Here is a 21,464-nt window from a genome sequence, read left to right on the forward strand (position 1 = left end):
CCTCAGCCCGTGTACTGGGTGAAGACCTTGAGGTAGTCGTACGGCTGCTGCGTCACGCCGCTGCAGGCGTCGCCGTCGGTGCCCGAGCCGCAGGCCCGGTCGCGGTTGACGGCCCAGTAGGTGAGCCGTCCGATGTGGTGCTGCTGGGCGTAGGCGAGCATGGTCTTGAAGTCGGCCACCCGCACGCGCTCACCGGAGTCGTCGGTCTTGCCGTTCATCGACGACAGCCCGATGTGGGTGTAGGCGGTGGCGTCGCTGTAGCCGTACGCCGACTTCACCTGGGCCTTGAGTCCTTCCATGGCCTTGGTGGTGAGGCTGCCCATGTTGGTCGTACCGCCGCCGAAGTCGAACGGCATGATGCACCAGACGTCGTTCGCCAGACCGGAGTTCGCGGCCCGCTTGATCATGTCCGTACCGGTGGAGTCGGGACCGCTGGAGGTGGTGCCGAAGGTGATGACGGTCTTCAGGCCGGAGTTGTTGGCCTTCACCGTCTTCAGCGCGTCGACCACCCGCTGCCGCACGGTCGCGTTGGACCACTCGGTGTTCTCGATGTCGATGTCGAGCGCCTTCAGCTTGTAGGCGTTGATCACCTTCTGGTAGGCGCCGGCCAGCGCGGAGGCGCTGGAGCACTTCTCGCCGAGCTTGTTCCCGCTCCAGCCGCCGACGGAGACGACGACGTCACCGCCCGCCGCTCTGATCGCGTTGATGGTGGACTGGTCGCTGCCTCCGGTCAGCGGGCGGGAGCCGTCCCACTTCGGGTTGCAGGTGCCGTCGGAGAGGATGAAGGCGAGGGTGAACCACTTGACGCCCGTCGCGGACATCACCGACGTGGGGTTCTGGGGGCTGCCCCAGCCGAGGTACTCGTAGGGGGCCACGGCGAACCCGGGCGAAGCGGCGGCCGCCTTCAGGGAGTTGACGGGCTTGACCCGGATCAGCCGGGTCTCGCCCGGACGCAGGGTCGCGCTGTAGGAGTCGGCGATCACGCCCTTGTGGGATCCGGACCAGAGGTCGGTCACGTCACCCGAGCCGCTGAAGCCGACCTGCGACCAGTTCACGCTCACCGTCGCGTTGCCCGAGGTCCCGGTGTTGAACAGGGCCACGACGTACTGTCCGTCGCTCTCCTTCTTGCTCCAGACCTGTTTGACACCGCTGCTCACGATCCGCTTCGCGGCGACGCCGTCCTGGTCGACCCCGATCAGCCGGTCGTTGGTCAGCATCGCCTTGTCGACGGAGTCGAGTTGGGTGAGGTCGGTGCCGAGCAGCAGCGGGGCCGCCGCCATCGACCACAGCGTGAAGTGCGAGCGGCGCTGGTCCGCCGTCAGCCCCACCTGGTCCCCGTTGCCGATCTCCAGCGAGTCCAGGTCGTTCCAGCCGCCCGGGCCGGCGTACTGCTGCCAGGAGGCGGCCGAGTCGAAGCGCTTGGAGACGTGGGACCAGTCGGTCAGCGGATAGCCGCTGCCGTTGCTCCCCGGCCCGCAGTAGCACTCGACGTCACCCTGGGTGCGCCAGCTGTTCGCCAGTTTCCGCCAGGTGGGGGCGTCGGCGATCGGCAGGTTGTTGGACAGGGCGAAGTTGATGGGCCGTCCGCTGGCCCGCAGCGCCTTGTCCCAGGCCTGGACGTCGGGGATGTCGGCGCTGCCCACCCCGTCGATCTTCAGGTAGTCGACACCCCAGGACGCGAACTGCTTGGCCCAGGAGTCGACGAACTCCTGTGCGCCCGGCTTGGAGTAGTCGATGTAGTACATGTTCTTGCAGTTGTAGTTCTTCTCGGTCCTGGACGTGTCCGCGATGTCCTTCGCGTGGTACGAGGTCCCCTCGATCGGCGTGTTCTTGGTGACGGCGTTCTTCGCGATGCCGGGGGTGACGTAGAAGCCGAACTTCAGGCCCTTGGAGTGGACGTAGTCGGCCAGCCCTTTGATGCCGTTGGGGAACTTGGTGGTGTCGACGGCCCAACGACCGTAGCCGTCCACGGTGAAGCCGTTGGAATCGCACTTCTGCCAGAAGTCGTCGAGGTTGACGTAGACGAAGCCGTGGTCCTTCAGGCCACTGGAGACCAGCGCGTCGGCCTGCGCCTTGATCTTCGCCTCGGTCGGCGTGCGGCGCACGAAGCTCCAGCTGGACCAGCCCATGGCGGGCCGTACGGACTGGCCGTTGTCGGAGGCGGCCGCCGGGTGGGCGGTGCCCACGAGCGGCACCGCCGCGGCGAGCAGCAGGCCCGCGGCCGCGGCCGTGAGCGATCTGAGACGGATCATGACTGTCCCCTGTTCGTGGGTGTGGCGTACGACGTCCCGATCCATGCCTCGTCGACCCGCAGTCGCTTGTAGCGGGTGGTGTCGCTGGAGGCGGCCCAGGTGGTGTCGACCTCGAGCCGGACGTAGCGGGCGTTGGCGGCGGTCAGGTCGATGCCCTGGATTCCTCGGCGGCTCGGCAGCTGGCCGGACTTGACCGCGCTGCCCCAGGTCGAGCCGTCGTTGCTGAGGAACACCTTGTAGTCCTTGATCCGCGCGGACTGCTCGGTGCTCGAACGGGCGTAGGCCACGGAGTCCTCGCGCTGGTTGAGCCCGATGTACTGCACCTTCTTGGCCGAGCCGAGGTCGAAGGTGAGGTTCACGGGGAGGGTCTTGTTGTTGTCCCAGTAGGTGAGGTAGTTGCCGTCGCCGGCCGCCGACGCGGCGTGCCCGCTCGCGGAGGCGCTCGCGCTGACCTTGACGCCGGTGAGGATGCCCTGGCGGCCGGCCGTCGTGACCTTGAAGACCGTGTCGTACGGGTCCCAGGTGCCGAGCCCGCTCAGGGTGAGCACGCCGCCGGACTGCGACCACGAGACCGCCGCTCCCGTGCGGAGGTTGGTGACGGAGGCGATGCGGTAGCCGTTGTCCCGCACGCGCAGGGTGCTGGTGCTGGGCGGGGTCAGGACGTGGATGTACTGCCGGTTGGCGTCGTCCTTGGCGATGGTCGTCACCCCGTACGCGCCGTCGTTCCAGGCGCCGGGCTTGAGGCCGCCGTACATGTAGCCGCCGCCCTCGGTGCCGTGCAGGGACTCCCAGATGGGGTCGAGATAGGAGTCGGCGAAGGTGTTGAAGGATGCCTGGTTGGACGGGAACTTGCCGTTGACCTGAGCCGTCTCGGCCATCAGCGCCTTCACCGAGGAGCCGGCGTTGGTGATGAGGCGGCCGAGGGTGAGTGCGCGGTCGACGGCGGGGTTGGAGCCGTCGTACCACCACGCACCGGTCGAGGGCAGCTTGAAGTCGGCCTCGGTCAGGCGCGGTTGGGCGGTGTAGACGGCCTGCGGGTAGTCGTAGGCGGGGGTCATGCCCGTCTTCTGCTCATTGCTGATCATGTCCATGATCGGCGTGTCTTCGTTGTTGTTGCTGAGCGTGTAGTTCGGGCGCTTGTCATAGATCTGCTGGTAGAGGTTGTGGCTCTCCCAGTAGGAGTTGTCGTTGTCGATCCAGAAGCCGCCGAGGTCGGGGTAGCGGTCCATGACCTCGAAGAAGTTGTCGTAACTGAACTGCCCGAAGCCGTCGTTGCTGGTCAGGTCGACGTTCTTGCCCTTGTAGGCGGAGTACGCGGACGAGTCGAGCCACTCGTGGCCGCCCTCGTCGTGCCACTGGGGATCGTTGGTCATGTAGAGGATGACCTTCATGCCCTTGGCCTTGGCGGCCGTGATCAGCTCGCCGAGGAAGTCCCGCTTGGTGGAGCAGGATCCGGGGATCTTGGACGGCCAGGGGCGGGCGTAGCCGAGGCGGCTGTGGAAGGTGGCGAGGACCAGGTACTGGGTGTGCAGCTTCTGCGCCTCGTTCACCCAGTAGTCGGGGCTCCAGCCCCCGCTCGTGACGTCGTTCTCCCAGGCGGTGCAGCTGGTGTGGGCCGGTGCGGTGCGCAGCCCCCAGTGCAGGAACAGACCGCCGACGGAGGCGCGGAGGAAGTCCTGGCGGGGATTCTCCAGGTCGAGCGGCTTCACCGCCGTACTACTGCCGCAGTCCTGGCTTCCCGAGACCCGCAGGGCGCCGCCGGAGGTGTTGTGGCTGTCCGTCAGGCAGCCGCCGGTGACGTCCTGGAAGCCCACGTCGAAGGGTGAGTTGCTGCCCTTCTGCGCGGTGAACCGGGTGAGCCGGATGCCGCTGGCCGCGTTGGCGATGAACGCGGGCCGGCCGTCGTTCGAGGCGAACTTCACCGAGCTGTCGGTGAACTGGACGTTGTCGGCGTTGTGCAGGTACCAGCCGTAGGCGGGCCGGGTGCCGATGCTCTTGGGGTTGTAGTCGGTCGAGTCGTTGCTGGGCACGCCCGTGGACATGGTGCCGTTGCCGCCGGGGACCGTGATGTTGACGTTGGTGAAGGTCACGCCGTTGATGCGGTGCCCGGACTCGCCCCACAGGGTCGGGCTGAAGGACGGGCTGTTGCCGGTCGCCGTGATGTTGTCGTAGGTGACGTTGCTGATCGATCCGACACCGGGACTGTTGCCGCAGCGTTTGCGGGTGCCGATCTTCTGCATGATCGGGGAGTGGACGTTGGTCATCGTGATGTCGCGGTAGTGGACGTCGGAGATCTTCGAGCCGTCCATCGAGACCATGCCGAGGCCGGACTTGTCGGCGCCGTCGATACGGATGTTCTCGAACTGGTAGTCCGAGAAGTCGCCGCAGGTCTCGGAGCCGAACATCAGGGCGTTGCAGCACTTGGCCCCAAGGGTCGAATCGCTCACCCGCACATGCCCGTTGGGCAGCTTGGCGCCGAGCGCGTAGTCGCTCTTGAAGACCAGGGCGTCGTCGTTGGCGTGGATGGTGGCGTTGGTGATCGTGGCGTTGGTGGTGGAGATGACGTTCCAGCCGTCGCGGTCGCTCGCGGTGTCGATGGTGAGGTGGTCGGAGGTCACGTTGGTGCAGCCGTTGATGAGGGCCGCGAAGTGACCGCCCCGGCGCAGCGTGAGACCGTCGCCGATCCTGAGCCCGTCGCACCGGGTCAGCGAGATGATCTTGTCGGCCTCACCGGACTTCGGGTTGCCGGTGATCAGGTTGCCGGCGCCGTCGATGACGCCCTGGCCCACGAAGCCGATGTCGGTCAGCTTGTCGCCGTAGATCATCGCGTCGTGGAAGTGGCTGTGGCCGTAGTCCTGGTAGTTGTCGTAGGGGTTGGACTCGGCCTTGTCGTAGGTGTCGGCGCTGGAGCCCTGGAGCGTGGCACCCTTGTCGAGCTGGAGCGTCACATGGCTCTTCATGTGGAGGGTGTTCTTGGACTTGTAGGTCCCGGAGGGAAAGCGGACGGTGCCGCCGCCCGCCGCGTTCGCGGCCGTGATCGCCTTGTCGATGGCCGCGCTGTCGTTGCTGGAGCCGTCGCCCTTGGCGCCGTAGTCGCGCACGTTGTACTCGGCGGCGGCGCGCGGCGCGGTGTGCGGGGCGGCGAGGGCCGCGGGGTGGGTGAGGCCGAGGACGACGGCCACCACGAACAGGATGACGGCCGCCGCTCGGCGGCCCGGACCGGTGGGGGGTTTCATGTGACGGCTCCTCACACGAGTTGGTAGCCGCGCAGGTTGGTGAGCAGGAGATAGGTGTCCTGCAGGGACCCGGAGGTGTCGCCGAGGGAGCGGTAGATGCCCCACTTCGGCCGCACGCGGTCGGCCAGGAAGGTGTCGACGCCGGTCTTCGACTTGTCGATGACGGTCGTGCCGCCGGACTTGAGGATCCAGCGGACGGAGCCCGCCGAGCCGTTGCCGACCTTGATCTGGAAGTCGACGTCGGTCCATTTGTCGTGCAGCGGGTCGAGGTCGGTGCGGCCGACGATGATGCCGTCGGTGGCGAGGTTCAGCTCGATGGTCTGCTTACCGTTCACCCGGCGGAGCGACTGCGTGACGATCGGGGAGGAACCGGCGCCTGGCTGCTTCATCTGCATGATGTGGGTGAAGGTGGTGGTCGCCTTCAGCGAGCTCGGGATGTACATCGAGTAGGTGACCCGCCAGGTCTGGCCCTCGTTCCACTTGAGGTAGCTGCTGGAGCTCGTGCGCAGACCCGTGACCTCCTGGCGCTGGCGGTCCGTCGAGGTGTCCCGGTCCACCATGTGCATGTTGAAGCGCCAGTTGTTGCCGGTGGCGAAGATGTGCGGGTGCCCGGCGGGGTGCGAGTCGGCGCGGTCGTCCTCGATCGTCTCGAAGGCGCCGAGGCCGTCGCCGCTCGCGGAAGGAGCCCACTTCTGCTGCCAGGAGGCGGCGTGGGCGGTGGCGGGCAGACCCAGCGTCGCCCCGGCCGCACCCGCGACCGCCGCGCCCAGCAGCGCCCTTCTGGACGTGCTCATGACACTAATCACCTCGCAGTTGTTCGTTCATGATCAGGAAGGCGCCCAGACCGTGGAAGTCGTTGGTGGCCCGGTCACGTGCGATGTAGTACGCGTAGTCGCCGACGTTGGTGCCGATGGAGATGTCGGCGAGGTTGGTGCGGCCGTCGGAGCCGACCGAGAGCTTCGCCAGCACGCCCTGGTAGCCGCGCTGCGCGACGGCGGCGTAGTGCGGGTCGAGGTAGCCCTGCTGGACGCCGCGGGAGAGGGCGTAGGTGAACATGCTGGAGCAGGAGGTCTCGGTCCAGTCGTCGGACCGGTTGCCCTTGTCCATCACCTGGAACCAGCGCCCGGTCGCCGGGTCCTGGTACTTCTCCAGCCCCGCGGCCAGCTTGCGGAAGATGGTGAGCAGTTGGGGACGGCGGGACTGGTTCGCCGGAACGGCGTCCAGGACGTTGACGATCGCCATGGAGTACCAGCCGACGGCCCGGCACCAGTGCTCGGGGGCGAGCCCGGTCTGCGGATCGGCCCAACTGGTGCTCTTGGACTCGTCGTAGGCGTGCTTGAGCAGCCCGTTCGCGACCTGCAGATGGCTGCCGTAGACGTACAGCTGCTTGGCCGCCTCGTCGTCGGTGTACGCGCTGTCGCCGAACTCCTTGCCGTACTCGACGAGGAACGGGTTCACCATGTAGACGCCGTCCGCCCAGAGTTGATGGGCCCGGCTGGAGGTGTTCGCGTGCCAGAAACCGCCGTCGGCGGTGCGCGGGTAGGTGTTCAGGCGGTCGCGGATCTTCTTTGCCGCCTTGCGGTAGCGGTCCTGTCCGGTCTCGTGGTGCAGGATCACCAGGAGCCGGCCGGCCTGCATGCTGTCCAGGCTGTTGAAGGACTGGTCGATGGAGCCGTCGCTCTTCACGAACCGGTCGACATAGCTCTTGATGTAGGTGAGGTAGCGGGCGTCGTGGGTGCGCCGGTAGGTGAGGTACTGGCCGTAGAGGTAGAGGCCGACGGGGTAGGACCAGCCGCCGATGGTGCTCGGCGTGTAGCGGGCCATGGTGGAGTCGACGACGGCCGTCGACCAGTCGGGGGCGGCGGCCGGGCGGAGGGCCGCGGGGCCGGTGGGGGCGGTCGGCGCGGGTGCGGCCGCGGGCAGGGTGGTCAGGGCCGCACTGGCGAGGACCAGCCCGGTCAGTGCCGTTCGCAGGCGACGGCGTCTCATGTTCCTCCCTCTCGATCGGACGGGGAGACCCGGAAACATCGGAGGAAAACCGAACCAACTGTTCACATTCATGGATCGCGTTCAGGGACTCGTTCGATGGCGCGATCCAGAGTTGCGGTACGGAGGTTCAGCGGTCAATGGTCCGGACCGCAGAGGTCGGATCCATTTCCAGCCAATCTCGGTTTCCGACACTGACTCATCGGTCAGTTCGGAAGGATTCTCCGGTCAGGAATGCATCACGGCTCGTGATCGTTGACGATGGGAGTACCACCTGACGACAACCGAAGGATCAAGAGCTCGTGAGCAGCAAGGTCCCCCCGATCATCCTGAACAACGGCGTCGAGATGCCCCAGCTGGGCTTCGGCGTCTGGCAGGTGCCGGACGACGAGGCGGAGCAGGCCGTCGCCACCGCGCTGGAGGCCGGGTACCGCAGCATCGACACAGCGGCGATCTACGGCAACGAGGAGGGCACCGGCAAGGCCATCGCCGCGTCCGGCGTCCCCCGCGAGGAAATCTTCGTCACCACCAAGCTCTGGAACTCCGAGCACGGGTACGACGCCACGCTGCGCGCCTTCGACGCGTCGCTGGAGAAGCTCGGTCTGGACCACCTCGACCTGTACCTGATCCACTGGCCGACCCCGGCCCGCGACAAGTACGTCGACACCTACAAGGCGTTCGAGAAGCTGTACGCCGACGGACGCGTCCGCGCGATCGGTGTCTCCAACTTCGAGCCGGAGCACCTGCGGCGGCTGATCGACGAGACGTCCGTCATCCCGACGGTCGACCAGATCGAGCTGCACCCGCATCTGCAGCAGCGCGCGGCCCGGGAGTTCCACGCGGAGCAGGGCATCGCCACCGAGGCCTGGTCCCCGCTCGGTCAGGGCAAGGGCCTGCTGGAGGTCCCGGCGATCGTCGCCATCGCCCAGAAGCACGGGCGCACCCCGGCCCAGGTCGTGCTGCGCTGGCACCTCCAGCTCGGCAACATCGTGATCCCCAAGTCCGTGACGCCGTCCCGGATCCGGGAGAACATCGAGGTCTTCGACTTCAGCCTGGACACCGAGGACCTCGCGGCGATCAGCGCCCTGAACGAGGACCGGCGGCTGGGTCCGGACCCCTCGACGTTCAATATGGCCTGAGCCGCTGCCAAGGCCACCACGGCCTGACGGCACTCACCCGCGGGGTCTCCTCCCGCACCACGGGCCGGGCAGCCGGTGCCGGGCTCGCAACCGGCTGCTGGGCCGTGGAGTTCCGCCAGGCCAGGACGATGTCGCCGTACGCCTGGTCGGCGAAGTAGTCGGAGTGCCCGAGCGGCTCCTCGTAGCAGGAGTCGCCGGGCCGCAGCCCGAAGCCGCTCGGATCCAGCAACTGCCGGTCCGGCGCGCCGGACAGGCATCCCGCCGTCGCCCTCGGCCGGGCGGCCGCATGGGGCGGCAGGGGGTCGTCCACGATGACCCAGCCGCCGATCGGATCGCTGGGACGGTAGAGGTTGTTCCAGCGCCAACGCCCCTCGTCCGTCAGGAGTTCGCCCAGCCGTCGCAGCGTGCGGGCGTCGAAGTAGGCCGGGAAGAACCGCACGTACAGCCGGGTCACCGGGTTGCCGTAGGTGAGGAGCGCGGTCCTCCGGCTCGCCGGTGTCCTGGTCTGCAGCAGCACGGCCGTCCCGATGACGCAGCCCTGCGAATGGCAGGAGAAGACCACCCGTCCGTCCTTCGCCGGGTCCCCTGTGGCAGGGGCGAGGTACTCCAGGCGCTCCAGCAGATCGGGGACCGTGCGCTCGGCGTAGCAGGGCGGGGCGAAGGGATGGGTGGCCCGGGGCCAGAACGTGCCGATGTCCCACAGCACACCGACCGTGCGGCGGAAACGCTCACTGCGGTAGGCCTGCCGCCCGGCCCACAGGATGGCCGCGACCAGGCCGGTGAGCGCGAGGTTCGCCAGGGTCAGGAACCAGCGCGGCCCCTCGGTGACCAGGCGCACGCCCAGGACCAGACCGAGGACGGTGCCCGCCACGGCGATCAGGGCCACCGTCGCCAGCAGCCGCCCGAGGACCGACTGCGCGGCGCCGTCGAGCCGTCCGGCCAGGTCCCAGCAGGCGGCGATCCGCGTGCACCGCACCCCTTGCTCGTCCTGGTCCACCTCGGCCTCGGGATAGGCGTCGGCGACCCGGCGCGCGGACGCTCCACGGCCGCGCCGGATCCCCGCCCACGCGATCCCCGTCAGCGCCACGGCGGCCGCCGTGCTCGCGAGCCCGACCGCGGCCGCCCAGTAGTACGCGGTCGGCACGAACAACAGCCGCTGGCCGCCGGGGTGCGGGGTCTGTCCCGGCACCGCGGGAGCGCCCAGGATCTCGGCCACGCGCAGGGTCAGACCGGCCGACAGAGCAGTCGCCAGCGCGGTGGCGAGCAGGGCGACCCCGCTCATGGTCAGCCCGCCCCACGCCGGGCGCGGGAAGTCCGGGTTGCCGAAGCCGGCCTCGCGGTCCTCCTCCCTCCGCCCGCGCAACGCCCCGACCATGCCCGGGACATGGGTGACGAACAGGACCGCCAGCAGCGCTCCCTGCGCGCCCAGCACCCACTGGGTCGCCCCCACCTGCCACGGCAGTTCGGCGGGAGCGGGCCCGAGCGGCTCGTCGCGCCACACGGCCACCACCACGGCACCCGCCGTCAGCAGTGCCGCGGCGAGCGGCAGCAGCGAGTACCCGTCCCGGTAGCGCTTCAACGGCTCGCCCACCGTGGGCTGTTCCCGCTTCCCCGTACGCGGCAGCGCCACCCGCAGGACCACCCAGGCCAGCAGAACCAACAGCGCCAGCCGTACGGCGTTGCGCGCGTCGCCCAGCGGTGTCGTGCCCCAGCCGGCGCCGTGCCACAGGCGGGTGAGGTCACGGCCGGGCGGCAGGGGCGCCAACAGCAGCACACCCACCAGCGCGATCGCTCCCGCGACATGCAGCAGACGCAGCCTGCGCACGGCCGCGTTCCCGTTCCACAACTGCCGGTTCTCCAGCAGGGTCCGGTTGTCGGGGTGCTGCACGCTCTGCGGCACGGGCCGCTTCTCGAACCGCGCCCACGTGGTGTGCGCCAGGTACCACAGCAGCCCGATGACGGCCAGCGGAAGCAGTGCGGCGACGGCGAGATGGCGTCCGGTCCCGGCGAGCCATCCGTACCGCAGCCAGTTCAGCCACACCACACCGCCGTTCGCGCAGTGCGGTCCGCCCGTCCCCGCTGCCCCGCACTGCCATCCGACCAGGTCCATCGAGACCGAGGTCGCGGCCAGTACGGCGGTCCCGGTGAGGGACAGCGCGAGCAGCCGCTGGGCCACGATCCGCGCCTCCACCGAGCGCCGCCGCCGCTCGGCGGAGTGCCCCGGGTCCATGTAGAAGGCCATGTTGAGCAGCATGAACGGCAGCAGGAGCAGCCACAGGGCCCGCTTGTTGTCGCCCGAGGTCAGCCCGCCCCACGAGTAGCCCTCACGCCGGAACCCCGGCGGATCGTCCGTGCCCCGGCGGCTGTCCCAGACCCGCCGGTAGAAGCCGGCCTGCCGGTCCCCGGCCACCCGCAGCACCGCGGGATGCCCGAGTTCCGACTCCGGCGAGGTTCCTCCCACGCCGTGGACCCGCAACTCGGTCCAGCCGTCGGTGCCTTCGTTGACGTAACGGTCCATGACCGCCCCCGTTCCCCCGAACAGAACATGTCCAGGATGACGGGTTCGCGCCCGGTCGAACCCTTTGCGGCAGCCGCGAGTTCAGATGCGGACCGCGGAGCCTCAGGCGCCCCGGACGTCGGTGAAGACGATCTCGAACTCCTCCAGTCCGGTCACCGTCACATGCGCCTTGGCCGCGCCCTCGTGGCGGGCCGCCGCCTGGGCCGCGCGGGAGGCGACGAGGGAGCCTCGGTCGGTGAACAGGGCGCCGACCAGGCCGCGTCCACGCTGCCGGTCGACGAGCAGGGACGCCCGGGCCAGCCCGGGCAGAGTCTCCAGCCGGGGCACCACCGACGCCCGGAAGGTGTCGGCGAGCAGATCGGCGTCCATGGGGTCCAACTCCAGCCGGGTGAGCCGCAGTCCGCCGCCCTGCGCGGGCTGCCGGACCTGGTGGAAGACCAGGGCCTCGTAGTTGTCGACCGCGGTCGTAGCCGCGAACGGCTCCAGCAGCGATCCGCGCCGCTCCCGCATGACCTCGTCGCTGTTGCGCCGGGCCTCCTCGGTCAGCCACCAGCTCACCGCGAGCAGCTTGCCGAGCTCCCGGTCCACGAAGACGCCCGACCCGCGGTAGCCGGGACGCTCCTCCAGCAGGTCCCGCCCCTGCGAGTTCAGCGCCCTGATGGCCGTGTCGACCTGCGCGGGATCCCCGGTCACGTACACCGTGCGAACGAACATGCCCCTCGCCTCCCGAAGCCGAGCGCTGTGCGGAATGTTCGATATGGCCAGTCTTCTCCTGTGCGGGGAACGCTGCAATCAGGGCGACTCGGCGGACCCGTCGTCACGCGGGTGCGTGCGGCGGCCCGCCACCGTGACGTAGGCGCTCACCAGGATCAGCACGCACCCCGCCGCTTGCGCGAGCGTCGGCCGCTCCCCCAGGATCCAGGCGCCCAGCAGCACCGCCCCGACAGGGGTGAGCAGCAGCAGGACCGCGCCGGTGTGGCTGGGCAGGCGGGGCGAGTTGAGGGCCACCAGGAGCCAGCCGACGATCTGGCTGCTCAGCGCGACCAGGGCGAGCCAGCCCAGGCTGTGCCAGGGCGGGGTGAGGTCGAGGGCGCCCCAGGCGGCGCCGCCGAGCGCGGAGACGACGGTCGCGGAGAGGATCACCACCGTGTACGTCGTACGGACATGTCCGTGGAAGCCGCCGCGGCGCAGCAGGAACAGGAAGCCGGAGTAGCTCAGGGCGGCGAGGACCGCGTGGACGGTGCCCGCGACGGGGTCGCTGCCGCTCGCGCCGTGCTCGAAGAGCCCGCCGGTCAGCACGACCCCGGCGATCATCGCCGGGAGCCAGAGCAGGAAGCGGCGGGGGATGTGCTCCCGGTCCACCGCCCAGGCCAGCAGCGGTACCAGGACGACCTGCACGTTGACCAGCACGGTCGACATCCCGGCGCCCACCTCGGTGATCGACCTGGCCCACAGCAGGGCGTCCACGGCGAACAGTGCGCCGCCCGCGAGGCCGTCGAGCAGCTGGCGGCGGGGTGGCCGGCCCTCACGGCGGAACTCGGGCAGCGCCAGCAGCGCCAGGACGGGCAGGGCGAGCAGACAGCGGTACGCGGAGGCGGTGCCCGCGTCCGCGCCGGACAGCTCGATGAGGACCGGCGACAGGGACAGCGACAGCGCGCCGGCCGCCTGGCCCCACCCCGGGCCGCCGAAGGCCCGGGCGGGGCGCCGGCGCTGCGGGACGAGGTCGGTACGGGCCACCCGGCGGCCTCCTCACACGACGGGTACGCGGCGGGGTGGTCGCCCCGAGTACCCGTGTACCGGCCATTTACGCGGGACCGGCTTTCCCGCGGTGAGCTGGCGCTTTCCACTCCAGCCTCAACGGCACGGCCAGACAGCGCCGTTCATGGGGTTGACGCGGGCATGCTCGCGGGTCCACCTTGTACGCCAACCCGGTAAGGAAAGTTTCCTAACAGAAGGGTCTCCCCACAGTGCGCATCCGAACACTGACCCTCGCCGCGGCCTCCGGGGCCGCCCTGCTCGCCGCCGGAGTGCTCCCCGCGAACGCTTCCGGCGCCGTCCACCCGACGTCCGCCCGGGAGGGCTCGGTCAGCGCGGCCGACCTGCTCGCCAAGGTGACGTCCTGTTCCCAGATCTCCAACGGCAAGTACAAGACCGACGACGAGACCTCGGCCACCATCCCGGTGTGCGGCAAGAACGGCGCCGTGTTCTGGAAGGCCGACATGGACATCGACTGCGACGGCCAGCGGACCACGAACTGCAACGAGAACCGTGATCCCTGGTACCAGAACGACACGGCCTTCCATCAGTCCGACGGCAAGCCGCTGAAGGCCGAGTCGCTGCCCTACATCGTGGTGCCCAGCTCCAGCAGCATCTGGAAGTACTCCAGCTACGGCATCAAGGGCGGCGGTGTGGTCGCCGTGATCTACAACAACAAGGTCGAGTACGCCGTCGTCGGCGACACCGGTCCCACGAAGATCATCGGTGAGGCCTCGTACGCCACCGCGAAGGCCCTCGGCATCGACCCCGACCCGGCGACCGGCGGGGCCGACTCCGGCGTGACGTACATCCTGTTCAAGAACTCGCAGGTATCCCCCATCGAGAGCCACAGCGCGGCGGTCTCGCTGGGCCAGCAGTTGGCGAAGCAGTTCATCGCCAACAACTGAGGGGGCGGCCCGGGCAGCCCGACAGCCCTTGCGGGGGGGGTCAGTTGGGCTGCCCGATCGGCCGTACGACGACGGTGTTGACGTCGACGCCCTCGGGCTGCCGGATCGCCCAGAGAACCGAGTCGGCGATCTGGTCGGCGGTCAGCAGATGGCCCGGCGGCAGACTGCCGTACTCGTCCCAGAACGGCGTCTCCACGCGGCCCGGGGCGATCAGGGTCACGCCGACGCCCCACTCGGTGACCTGGCGACGGGTGTTCTCGGCGAGACCCGTCACCGCCCACTTGGTCGCCCCGTAGATGTTGCCGGGCGTGTTCACGAAACCGGCCACGCTGCCGACCAGGACGATCCGGCCCCCGGTCTCCTTCAGCGCGTCGACGGACGCCCTGACGAGGAGCGCGGGGCCGAGCACGTTGGTCAGCACCATGTCCCTCCAGCCGGCCGGATCGCCCTCCGCGACCGAGTCGTGGGTGGCGTACCCGGCGTTGGCGACGATCGTGTCCAGCCGCCCGAACTCCTTCAGCGTGGCCGCGACGGCCGCCTGCACGTCGTCCCACTCGGCGGCGTTCCCGGCGACCGTCAACAGGCCCTCCGGCTCACCGAGTTCGGCGGCGAAGGCGCGCAGCCGCTCCTCCCGGCGCCCGGTGACGGCGACCCGGTAGCCGGCGTCGAGCAACCGCCGCGCGACAGCGGCACCGATGCCGCTGCCGCCACCGGTGATCAGCGCGACCCGGGACGCGGTACTGGTGGACATGGTTACCCCCTGTGTTCCGTACGGACGTTCCGTGCGAACGAAGGGAGTGAACCAGTTGAAGCACTCTCGAAGTCAAGAGCCACGGCCCCCGGGCGGGGGCTTCCCGAACCGGACGGCTCACATCGCGTGGGCGGCCGTGTGCACGGTGTGGGCCGCCAGGACGAAGACGTCCGGGCGGTGGTGGACGCCTGCCTTGTCGTCCGGGTCGAGGAGGCGGTCGAGGGTGCTGCGGTCGTCGGCGTCGAGACGGTCGGCGAAGGCCTCGCGGAAGCGGGAGAGGGTGGCGGCGACGTAGGCGCGGGCGCGGTCCTTGGCGGGAGCCGGGAGGTCGAGGAGGAAGGTGCGGCTGCCGGTGGGGCGCAGGCCCGCCGCGGTCATCAGGCCCGGCCAGTCCTCGGCCTCCGCCACCGTGCCGGGCAGACTCGCCCGCATCCCGGCGAACCACTCCTCCTCCAGCGCGTCCAGCCGCGCCTGCAGACCGGGGCGCCCGATGCCGATGTCCCGGGGCAGGAAGCGCGCCGGCAGCCCGCCCTCCATGATCGCCAGCGTGCCGCCTGGCGCGAGCCGCTCGGCGAACGCGGCGAGGGCGGCCCGCTGGTCACCGAGGTGATGCAGACTGCGGCTGGCCCACAGCAGGTCCGCCGGATAGTCCAACTCCTCCAGCACGCCCGGCAGTTCACCGGCGACCGTACTGAAGCGGTCACCCACGCCGAGCCGTTCCGCCCGCGCCCTGGCCCGCTCCAGCAGCGGCTCGGAGCTGTCGACCGCGACGACCCGGGCCCCCGGGAAGGCCTCCGCGAGCAGACACGCGACGACACCCGGACCGCTGCCCGCGTCGACGATCAGCCCCGGTTCCGTCTGCTTGTCGGTCAGCCAGGCCAGGGCCCTCTCGTACAACGAGGTGAACAGCTCCGCCTGGGCCTCCAGCAGCGGGGCCATCTCCGCCCAGTCGATGTCGCCGTGGTCATGGCGACCGGGCTGGTGGGTGCCGTGCTCGTGGTTGCCGTGGTGTCCGTGCGCCATGGAAGTCAGCCTCTCGTCCGATGCGGCTCAGCGTGCGCCGACGCACCGCACGACGGCAAGCGGAGTTGCCGTGACGGCAAATTCCGGCGGCATCCCGCGGCTTCCGGCGGCAGGAAATGGGGATGCGCTCGGCGGGACCGCTCACCGACGATGGCCCGATGGACGACGTACTGGTGGAGCGCTTCCTCGCGGACGGGTTCGTGAAGATCGAGGGGGCGTTCCCGTCCCGGGTCGCCGAGGACGGCGCACGGCTGCTGTGGCGGGAGACGGGGTACGACCCGCAGGACCCCGGCACCTGGAAGGACCCGGTGGTGTGGGTGGGCGGCATGGCCCAGGGCCCGTTCGCCGCGGCGGCCAACTCCCCCGTGCTGCATGAGGCGTTCGACCTGCTGGTGGGTGAGGGCCGCTGGATGCCGCGCTACTCCCTGGGCAGCTTCCCGCTGCGGTTCCCGCACGAGGAGGAGCCGGACGACGCGGGCTGGCACATCGAGGGAAGCTACCTCCCGGAAGGGGAGAGCTGGTACTTCACCAACCTCCGCTCCCGGGACCGTGCCCTGCTGATGCTGTTCCTGTTCAGCGAGGTGACCGAGGCGGACGCCCCGACCCGCATCCGGGTCGGCTCCCACCTGGACGTCCCGCCCCTGCTGGAGCCGTACGGGGAGGCGGGCGTCTCGGGCCTCGAGCTGGCGCCGAAGCTGGTCGAGGCCTCAGCGCACCGCCCCGTCGCCCACGCCACCGGCTCCCCCGGCGACGTCTACCTCTGCCACCCCTTCCTGGTCCACGCGGCCCAGCCCCACCACGGCACCCGCCCCCGCTTCATGGCCCAGCCGCCCCTGATGCCGGCACTCCCGTACGAGCTGAACCGCCCTGACGGTAACTATTCGGCGGTGGAATTCGCGATACGCCGCGGTCTGGCCAAGAAGGCCTGACCGCGGCGGACCTGTCTTCCAGGGGCGTGGGGCGGTGAGGGCGCGCAGGTGATCGCGCAGCCCGGTGCCGTACGACGTGGGTGTGCCGTCGTAGTTGGAGATGAGCGAGGGACCGGAGGAGCAGTCCCAGGTGTTCCAGGTCCAGTCGAGGTAGGAGAGCCCCCGGTCGTCGAACCACTTCATGACCTGGTCGACGAAGGAGTGCGAGCAGGTGTTCTCGCCGATCTCCCCGGCCACGAGCGGCACTTGGGCCGCCACGGGCGCGAGGGTGGAGTTCCAGCAGCTCTCACTCGCGCAGGAGTTGAAGTTGTACACGTGGTACGCGGCGACGAGATTGCCCGTCAGGTCGCCGGGCCGGTACGTCAGCCACTGGCTCAGGTCGTTCGAGTACGCGAGCCCGCCGGCCAGGACGACGTTCTTCGCACCGGTCGCGCGCACCGCGTCGACGAGGTCCTGCATCCCGGCGACCTGGTAGCCGATGCCGGGGCAGGTGCCGCCGTCCCGCCAGCGCTGCCACGCCTGGGTGGCCGTGGAGGTGGCGCGGTCCGGGTAGGGCTCGTTGAACAGGTCGAAGACGACGGCCTGATCGTTCTTGAAGGTGTTCGCCACCGAGGTCCAGAAGGACGGCGTGTACTGCAGGTCCGGCATCGGCTTCTGGCAGGTGGCGTGCACATCGGAGCAGCCCGCCGAGTTGCCGGTGTACTGACCGTAGGTCCAGTGCAGGTCCAGGACCGGCGTCAGGCCCTGCGCCTCGACGCGGGCCACCAGGTCCTTGACGGCGTTGACGTAGTTCATGCCGCCGTACTGCGCCTGGACGTTCGAAAGCCCCAGCCAGCACTCCTCGTTGAGCGGGACGCGGACCGTGTTCGCCTTCCAGTCGGCGATCGCCTTGATCGCGGTGTCGTCCACCGGACCGTCCCAGACACCACGGCCCTGCACACACATGAACTCACCGCCGGAGCGGTTCACGCCGAGCAGCCGGCGCGTGGCGCCCGAGCCGTCCACGAGCCTGTTGCCGGACACGTGCAGCGCGGGCGCGGTACCGCTCGAGGGCGGCTGGGCCGGCGGGGGTGACGGCTCCGAATCCACGTTGCACGTCGTCCCGTTGAGCTTGAACGACGTGGGTGCGGCGTTGCTCCCCGACGCCGGCCGGGAGGCGAGGAACCCGGCGCTGACGCTCGCGCCGGTGGCCAGCGAGCCGTTGTAGCTCTCGTTGCCCGCGGTCACCGTCGTGCCGGACTGGGACCACTTGGCGTTCCAGCCCTGGGTGACCTTCTGGCCGCCGGCGAAGTCGAAGCCCAGGCTCCAACCGCTCAGGGCCGCCGAGTTGTTGGTGATCGTCACGGCGGCCTGGAAGCCGGTGTCCCACTGGCCGGTGACCGAGTACTGCACCGAGCAGACGGGCGCGGCTCCCTGCGCGGTGACAACCGGAATGGTCATGGACCCGACAAGTCCGACCGCCCCGGCCACGACTAAAAGTACTGAACGCGGGGGGTGTCGCATGAGCGACTCCTTGCAGCTCTGGCGCGCCGATACGGACGCGTCGACTGATGGAATCGCTCCCACTGGTGTCCATGAAACTAGCGCCAAGTGACGGCAAAGGACAGAGGAGTCACGGACTTTCCTGACTTTCCCTCAGCCAAAACCCGTCGAATCATTTCGACTCTTCAAGCACCTTGACCGCCCCCACCCCCGTCCCCACTATGGGAGCGCTCCCACTGGTTCAAGGCTTGTTGCTCCTCCCCCACTTTCTCCGAGCCGCAAGGAGGAACCAGCACATGCACCCCAGCAGGAGACGCAGAGCCGCGCGCCGGCTCTGGACCGCCGTCCTGGCGGCCCTGGCCCTTCCCGTCGCCATGCTCAGCACCGGCACAACCTCCGCACAGGCGGCGGCACTTCAGTGCAGTGTCGACTACAAGACCAACGACTGGGGCTCCGGCTTCACCGCGGACCTGACGATCACCAACCGCGGTCCGGACACCATCGACGGCTGGACGCTGACGTACGCCTACAGCGGCAACCAGAAGCTCGGCAACGGCTGGAACGGCACCTGGTCCCAGACCGGGCAGTCGGTCAGCGTGAAGGACGCCGGCTACAACGGGAAGATCGCCGCGGGCGCCGCCGTCTCCACCGGAGCACAGTTCACCTACAGCGGCACCAACACCGCCCCCACGAGCTTCGCGGTCAACGGCACGACCTGTGCCGGCGCCCACCAGCCGCCGGTCACCGTGCTGACCAGCCCCTCGGCCGGCGCGGTCTACACGCAGGGCACCGCGGTCCCGCTCGCGGCGACGGCGGCGGCCGCCGACAACGCGACGATCAGCAAGGTCGAGTTCTACGACGACACGACCCTGCTGGGCACCGACACGAACGCGCCGTTCACCCTGTCCGCCGCCGGATTGTCCGTGGGCAGTCATTCCCTGGTGGCGAAGGCGTACGACAGCCTGGGCGCGTCCGCGGAGTCGGCACCGGCCGGCATCACGGTGGCGTCCGGTCCCGCGATCGTCGCCTCCCCCACCCAACTGGGCCTCCAGCAGGGCAAGTCGGGCACCTACGCGGTGAAGCTGTCCTCGCAGCCCAGCGGGAACGTCACGGTGACGACGGCCCGCGCGAGCGGCAACTCCGGTCTGTCGGTGACCGGCGGTTCGTCGCTGACGTTCACGCCGTCCAACTGGAGCACCGCGCAGAACGTGACCGTCACCGCCGACTCCTCCGGCACCGGCTCGGCGTCCTTCGAGTCGACGGCGACGGGGTTCACCAAGGCGGCGGTCACCGTGACCGAGCTGGCGGCCTCCAAGGCGTACGACGCCCGCTTCCTGGACCTCTACGGGAAGATCACCAACCCGGCGAACGGCTACTTCTCGCCGCAGGGCATCCCCTACCACTCGGTCGAGACACTGATCGTCGAGGCCCCCGACCAGGGGCACGAGACCACGTCGGAGGCCTACAGCTACCTTCTGTGGCTGCAGGCGATGTACGGCAAGGTCACCGGTGACTGGTCCAAGTTCAACGGCGCGTGGGCGCTCATGGAGAAGTACATGATCCCCACCCACGCCGACCAGCCCACCAACTCCTTCTACAACGCCTCCAAACCGGCCACCTACGCACCCGAGCTGGACACCCCGAACGAGTACCCGGCGAAGCTCGACACGTCGGTGTCCGTGGGTTCGGACCCGATCGCGGGCGAGCTGAAGAGCACGTACGGCACGGACGACATGTACGGCATGCACTGGCTTCAGGACGTCGACAACGTCTACGGCTACGGCGACACCCCCGGCGGCACCTGCGAGGGCGGGCCGACGGCGAGCGGGCCGTCGTACATCAACACCTTCCAGCGCGGCGCGCAGGAGTCGGTGTGGGAGACGGTTCCGCAGCCGACCTGTGACGCCTTCAAGTACGGCGGGAAGAACGGGTACCTGGATCTGTTCACCGGTGACTCGTCCTACGCCAAGCAGTGGAAGTACACGGACGCCCCGGACGCCGACGCGCGCGCGGTGCAGGCCGCGTACTGGGCCGATGTGTGGGCCAAGCAGCAGGGCAAGGGCGCTGACGTCTCCGCGACCGTCGGCAAGGCCGCGAAGATGGGCGACTACCTGCGCTACGCGATGTACGACAAGTACTTCAAGAAGATCGGCAACTGCGTGGGTCCGTCGACCTGTGCGGCCGGCACCGGCAAGGACGCCTCGCACTACCTGCTGTCCTGGTACTACGCGTGGGGCGGCGCGACCGACACCAACGCGGGCTGGGCCTGGCGGATCGGGTCGAGCCATGTGCACGGCGGCTACCAGAACCCGCTGGCCGCGTACGCGCTCAGCTCCTACGCCGATCTGGAGCCCAAGTCCGCGACCGGGACCTCGGACTGGGCGAAGTCGCTGCAGCGGCAGCTGGAGTTCTACCAGTGGCTGCAGTCGTCCGAGGGCGCCATCGCGGGCGGCGCGACCAACAGCTGGGCGGGCAGGTACGCGACGCCGCCCGCCGGTACGTCGACCTTCTACGGCATGTACTACGACCAGCAGCCCGTCTACCACGACCCGCCGTCCAACCAGTGGTTCGGCTTCCAGGTGTGGTCGATGGAGCGGGTCGCCGAGTACTACCAGCAGACGGGGAACGCGCAGGCCAAGGCGGTCCTCGACAAGTGGGTCAAGTGGGCGCTGTCCAAGACCACGGTCAACCCGGACGGCACCTATCGGATCCCGTCGACGCTGCAGTGGTCGGGGCAGCCCGACACCTGGAACGCCTCGAACCCCGGCTCCAACAGCGGGCTGCACGTCACCGTCGCCGACTACACCAACGACGTCGGGGTGGCCGCCGCGTACGCAAAGACCCTGACGTACTACGGCGCCAAGTCCGGTGACGCGACGGCGAAGTCGACGGCGAAGGCGCTGCTGGACGGCATGTGGAACAACTACCAGGACAGCCTGGGCGTCGCCGTGCCGGAGACGCGGGCGGACTACAACCGCTTCGGCGACAGCGTGTACGTGCCGAGCGGCTTCAGCGGCAAGATGCCGAACGGGGACGCGATCAACTCCTCGTCGACGTTCGCCTCGCTGCGGTCCTTCTACAAGAACGACCCCGCGTGGTCGAAGATCCAGAGCTACCTCGCGGGTGGCGCCGCCCCGGTGTTCACGTACCACCGGTTCTGGGCCCAGGCGGACATCGCCCTGGCCATGGGTTCGTACGCGGAGCTTCTCGAATAGTCCCCGCCGGGCGCTCCGCGGGTTCGGCCGTGCTGTGACTGCGGGTCCGTTGTGGCCGGTCGCGCCCACGCGGCGGAGCCGCACATGTCACAGCCCCGCGCCCCTGAACTCGCGGTACGCCTGAAGGCTCCGTGTGCGTTGTCCCGTCACCTGACGACGGGACCCCGGCCGGGGGGGGGGGGGGGGCGCCCCCCGGCGGGGGGCGGGCCGGGCGGCGCGGCGGGCGGCGCCGGCGGGGGGGGGCGGGGGGGTGGGGGTTCGGGGAGGGCT

The 21,464-nt window shown here is 69.5% G+C and carries 13 protein-coding genes and 1 pseudogene; 4 read left to right on the forward strand and 10 right to left on the reverse strand.

The window, feature by feature from the left end; genetic code table 11:
- Nucleotides 1-2 precede the first annotated feature (2 nt).
- Genes ABZ453_RS34860 through ABZ453_RS34875 form a run of 4 tightly spaced genes read right to left on the reverse strand, consistent with a single transcriptional unit; the run spans nucleotide 3 to nucleotide 7,477 of the window.
- The gene (locus tag ABZ453_RS34860) at nucleotides 3-2,252 is read right to left on the reverse strand and encodes an alpha-galactosidase (protein WP_359021378.1); all 2,250 of its coding nucleotides are present in this window, start codon (nucleotides 2,250-2,252) and stop codon (nucleotides 3-5) included.
- Nucleotides 2,249-5,488 (reverse strand): glycosyl hydrolase family 28 protein, encoded by a 3,240-nt coding sequence (locus tag ABZ453_RS34865; protein WP_359021380.1) that lies wholly within the window; start codon nucleotides 5,486-5,488, stop codon nucleotides 2,249-2,251. Before ABZ453_RS34865 ends, ABZ453_RS34860 begins: the two co-directional genes overlap by 4 nt.
- 11 nt (nucleotides 5,489-5,499) lie before the next feature.
- Nucleotides 5,500-6,282: a heparin lyase I family protein gene (locus ABZ453_RS34870; protein WP_359021382.1), complete on the reverse strand. Its 783-nt coding sequence runs from the start codon at nucleotides 6,280-6,282 to the stop codon at nucleotides 5,500-5,502.
- Nucleotides 6,283-6,286: 4 nt separating this feature from the next.
- On the reverse strand, nucleotides 6,287-7,477 hold the full coding sequence (locus ABZ453_RS34875) for a glycoside hydrolase family 88 protein (protein WP_359021385.1): 1,191 nt from the start codon (nucleotides 7,475-7,477) through the stop codon (nucleotides 6,287-6,289).
- Nucleotides 7,478-7,776: 299 nt separating this feature from the next.
- Between ABZ453_RS34875 and ABZ453_RS34880 the strand changes: the two genes are divergently transcribed.
- Complete coding sequence (locus ABZ453_RS34880) at nucleotides 7,777-8,613, forward strand: aldo/keto reductase (protein ID WP_359021387.1); 837 nt, start codon at nucleotides 7,777-7,779, stop codon at nucleotides 8,611-8,613.
- On the opposite strand, the gene ABZ453_RS34885 is transcribed toward ABZ453_RS34880, so the two are convergent.
- From ABZ453_RS34885 to ABZ453_RS34895, 3 genes are all read right to left on the reverse strand, one after another.
- A complete protein-coding gene (locus ABZ453_RS34885; protein WP_359021389.1) occupies nucleotides 8,600-11,131 on the reverse strand; it encodes a hypothetical protein in 2,532 nt (843 codons plus the stop codon). The two genes, ABZ453_RS34880 and ABZ453_RS34885, sit on opposite strands and share 14 nt — an antisense overlap.
- 102 nt (nucleotides 11,132-11,233) lie before the next feature.
- Nucleotides 11,234-11,845: a hypothetical protein gene (locus ABZ453_RS34890; protein WP_359021391.1), complete on the reverse strand. Its 612-nt coding sequence runs from the start codon at nucleotides 11,843-11,845 to the stop codon at nucleotides 11,234-11,236.
- A 78-nt stretch (nucleotides 11,846-11,923) separates the two neighbouring features.
- Entirely contained in the window at nucleotides 11,924-12,868 is a 945-nt protein-coding gene (locus ABZ453_RS34895; RefSeq protein WP_359021393.1) for a DMT family transporter, read from the reverse strand.
- Between the two features lie 230 nt (nucleotides 12,869-13,098).
- Here ABZ453_RS34895 and ABZ453_RS34900 point away from each other — a divergent pair, with 230 nt between their 5' ends.
- Nucleotides 13,099-13,794, forward strand: coding sequence for a glycoside hydrolase family 75 protein (locus tag ABZ453_RS34900; RefSeq protein ID WP_359021395.1), 696 nt, complete (start codon nucleotides 13,099-13,101; stop codon nucleotides 13,792-13,794).
- 40 nt (nucleotides 13,795-13,834) lie between these two features.
- On the opposite strand, the gene ABZ453_RS34905 is transcribed toward ABZ453_RS34900, so the two are convergent.
- Both ABZ453_RS34905 and ABZ453_RS34910 read right to left on the reverse strand, forming a co-directional pair.
- Nucleotides 13,835-14,545: an SDR family oxidoreductase gene (locus ABZ453_RS34905; protein WP_359021397.1), complete on the reverse strand. Its 711-nt coding sequence runs from the start codon at nucleotides 14,543-14,545 to the stop codon at nucleotides 13,835-13,837.
- Between the two features lie 117 nt (nucleotides 14,546-14,662).
- Nucleotides 14,663-15,568, reverse strand: a complete 906-nt coding sequence (locus ABZ453_RS34910; RefSeq protein ID WP_359021399.1) for a methyltransferase domain-containing protein — start codon at nucleotides 15,566-15,568, stop codon at nucleotides 14,663-14,665.
- Between the two features lie 158 nt (nucleotides 15,569-15,726).
- Here ABZ453_RS34910 and ABZ453_RS34915 point away from each other — a divergent pair, with 158 nt between their 5' ends.
- Nucleotides 15,727-16,497 (forward strand): phytanoyl-CoA dioxygenase family protein, encoded by a 771-nt coding sequence (locus tag ABZ453_RS34915; protein ID WP_359021401.1) that lies wholly within the window; start codon nucleotides 15,727-15,729, stop codon nucleotides 16,495-16,497.
- A 36-nt stretch (nucleotides 16,498-16,533) separates the two neighbouring features.
- Here ABZ453_RS34915 and ABZ453_RS34920 read toward each other — a convergent pair.
- Nucleotides 16,534-18,000 (reverse strand): annotated as a pseudogene (locus tag ABZ453_RS34920) (cellulase family glycosylhydrolase); the annotation flags it as partial.
- A gap of 275 nt (nucleotides 18,001-18,275) precedes the next feature.
- Between ABZ453_RS34920 and ABZ453_RS34925 the strand changes: the two are divergent.
- Nucleotides 18,276-21,194: a glycoside hydrolase family 48 protein gene (locus ABZ453_RS34925; protein WP_359021403.1), complete on the forward strand. Its 2,919-nt coding sequence runs from the start codon at nucleotides 18,276-18,278 to the stop codon at nucleotides 21,192-21,194.
- Nucleotides 21,195-21,464: the final 270 nt, after the last annotated feature.

The sequence above is a fragment of the Streptomyces sp. NPDC005799 genome (assembly GCF_040630525.1).
GTDB classification, from domain to species: domain Bacteria; phylum Actinomycetota; class Actinomycetes; order Streptomycetales; family Streptomycetaceae; genus Streptomyces; species Streptomyces griseorubiginosus_B.

Coding starts and splice junctions, on each gene's coding strand:
- ABZ453_RS34865 (WP_359021380.1), bottom strand. CDS start 5,488: ATGAAACCCCCCACCGGTCCGGGCCGCCGAGCGGCGGCCGTCATCCTG.
- ABZ453_RS34915 (WP_359021401.1), top strand. CDS start 15,727: ATGGACGACGTACTGGTGGAGCGCTTCCTCGCGGACGGGTTCGTGAAG.
- ABZ453_RS34905 (WP_359021397.1), bottom strand. CDS start 14,545: ATGTCCACCAGTACCGCGTCCCGGGTCGCGCTGATCACCGGTGGCGGC.
- ABZ453_RS34875 (WP_359021385.1), bottom strand. CDS start 7,477: ATGAGACGCCGTCGCCTGCGAACGGCACTGACCGGGCTGGTCCTCGCC.
- ABZ453_RS34870 (WP_359021382.1), bottom strand. CDS start 6,282: ATGAGCACGTCCAGAAGGGCGCTGCTGGGCGCGGCGGTCGCGGGTGCG.
- ABZ453_RS34910 (WP_359021399.1), bottom strand. CDS start 15,568: ATGGCGCACGGACACCACGGCAACCACGAGCACGGCACCCACCAGCCC.
- ABZ453_RS34885 (WP_359021389.1), bottom strand. CDS start 11,131: ATGGACCGTTACGTCAACGAAGGCACCGACGGCTGGACCGAGTTGCGG.
- ABZ453_RS34890 (WP_359021391.1), bottom strand. CDS start 11,845: ATGTTCGTTCGCACGGTGTACGTGACCGGGGATCCCGCGCAGGTCGAC.
- ABZ453_RS34860 (WP_359021378.1), bottom strand. CDS start 2,252: ATGATCCGTCTCAGATCGCTCACGGCCGCGGCCGCGGGCCTGCTGCTC.
- ABZ453_RS34925 (WP_359021403.1), top strand. CDS start 18,276: ATGCACCCCAGCAGGAGACGCAGAGCCGCGCGCCGGCTCTGGACCGCC.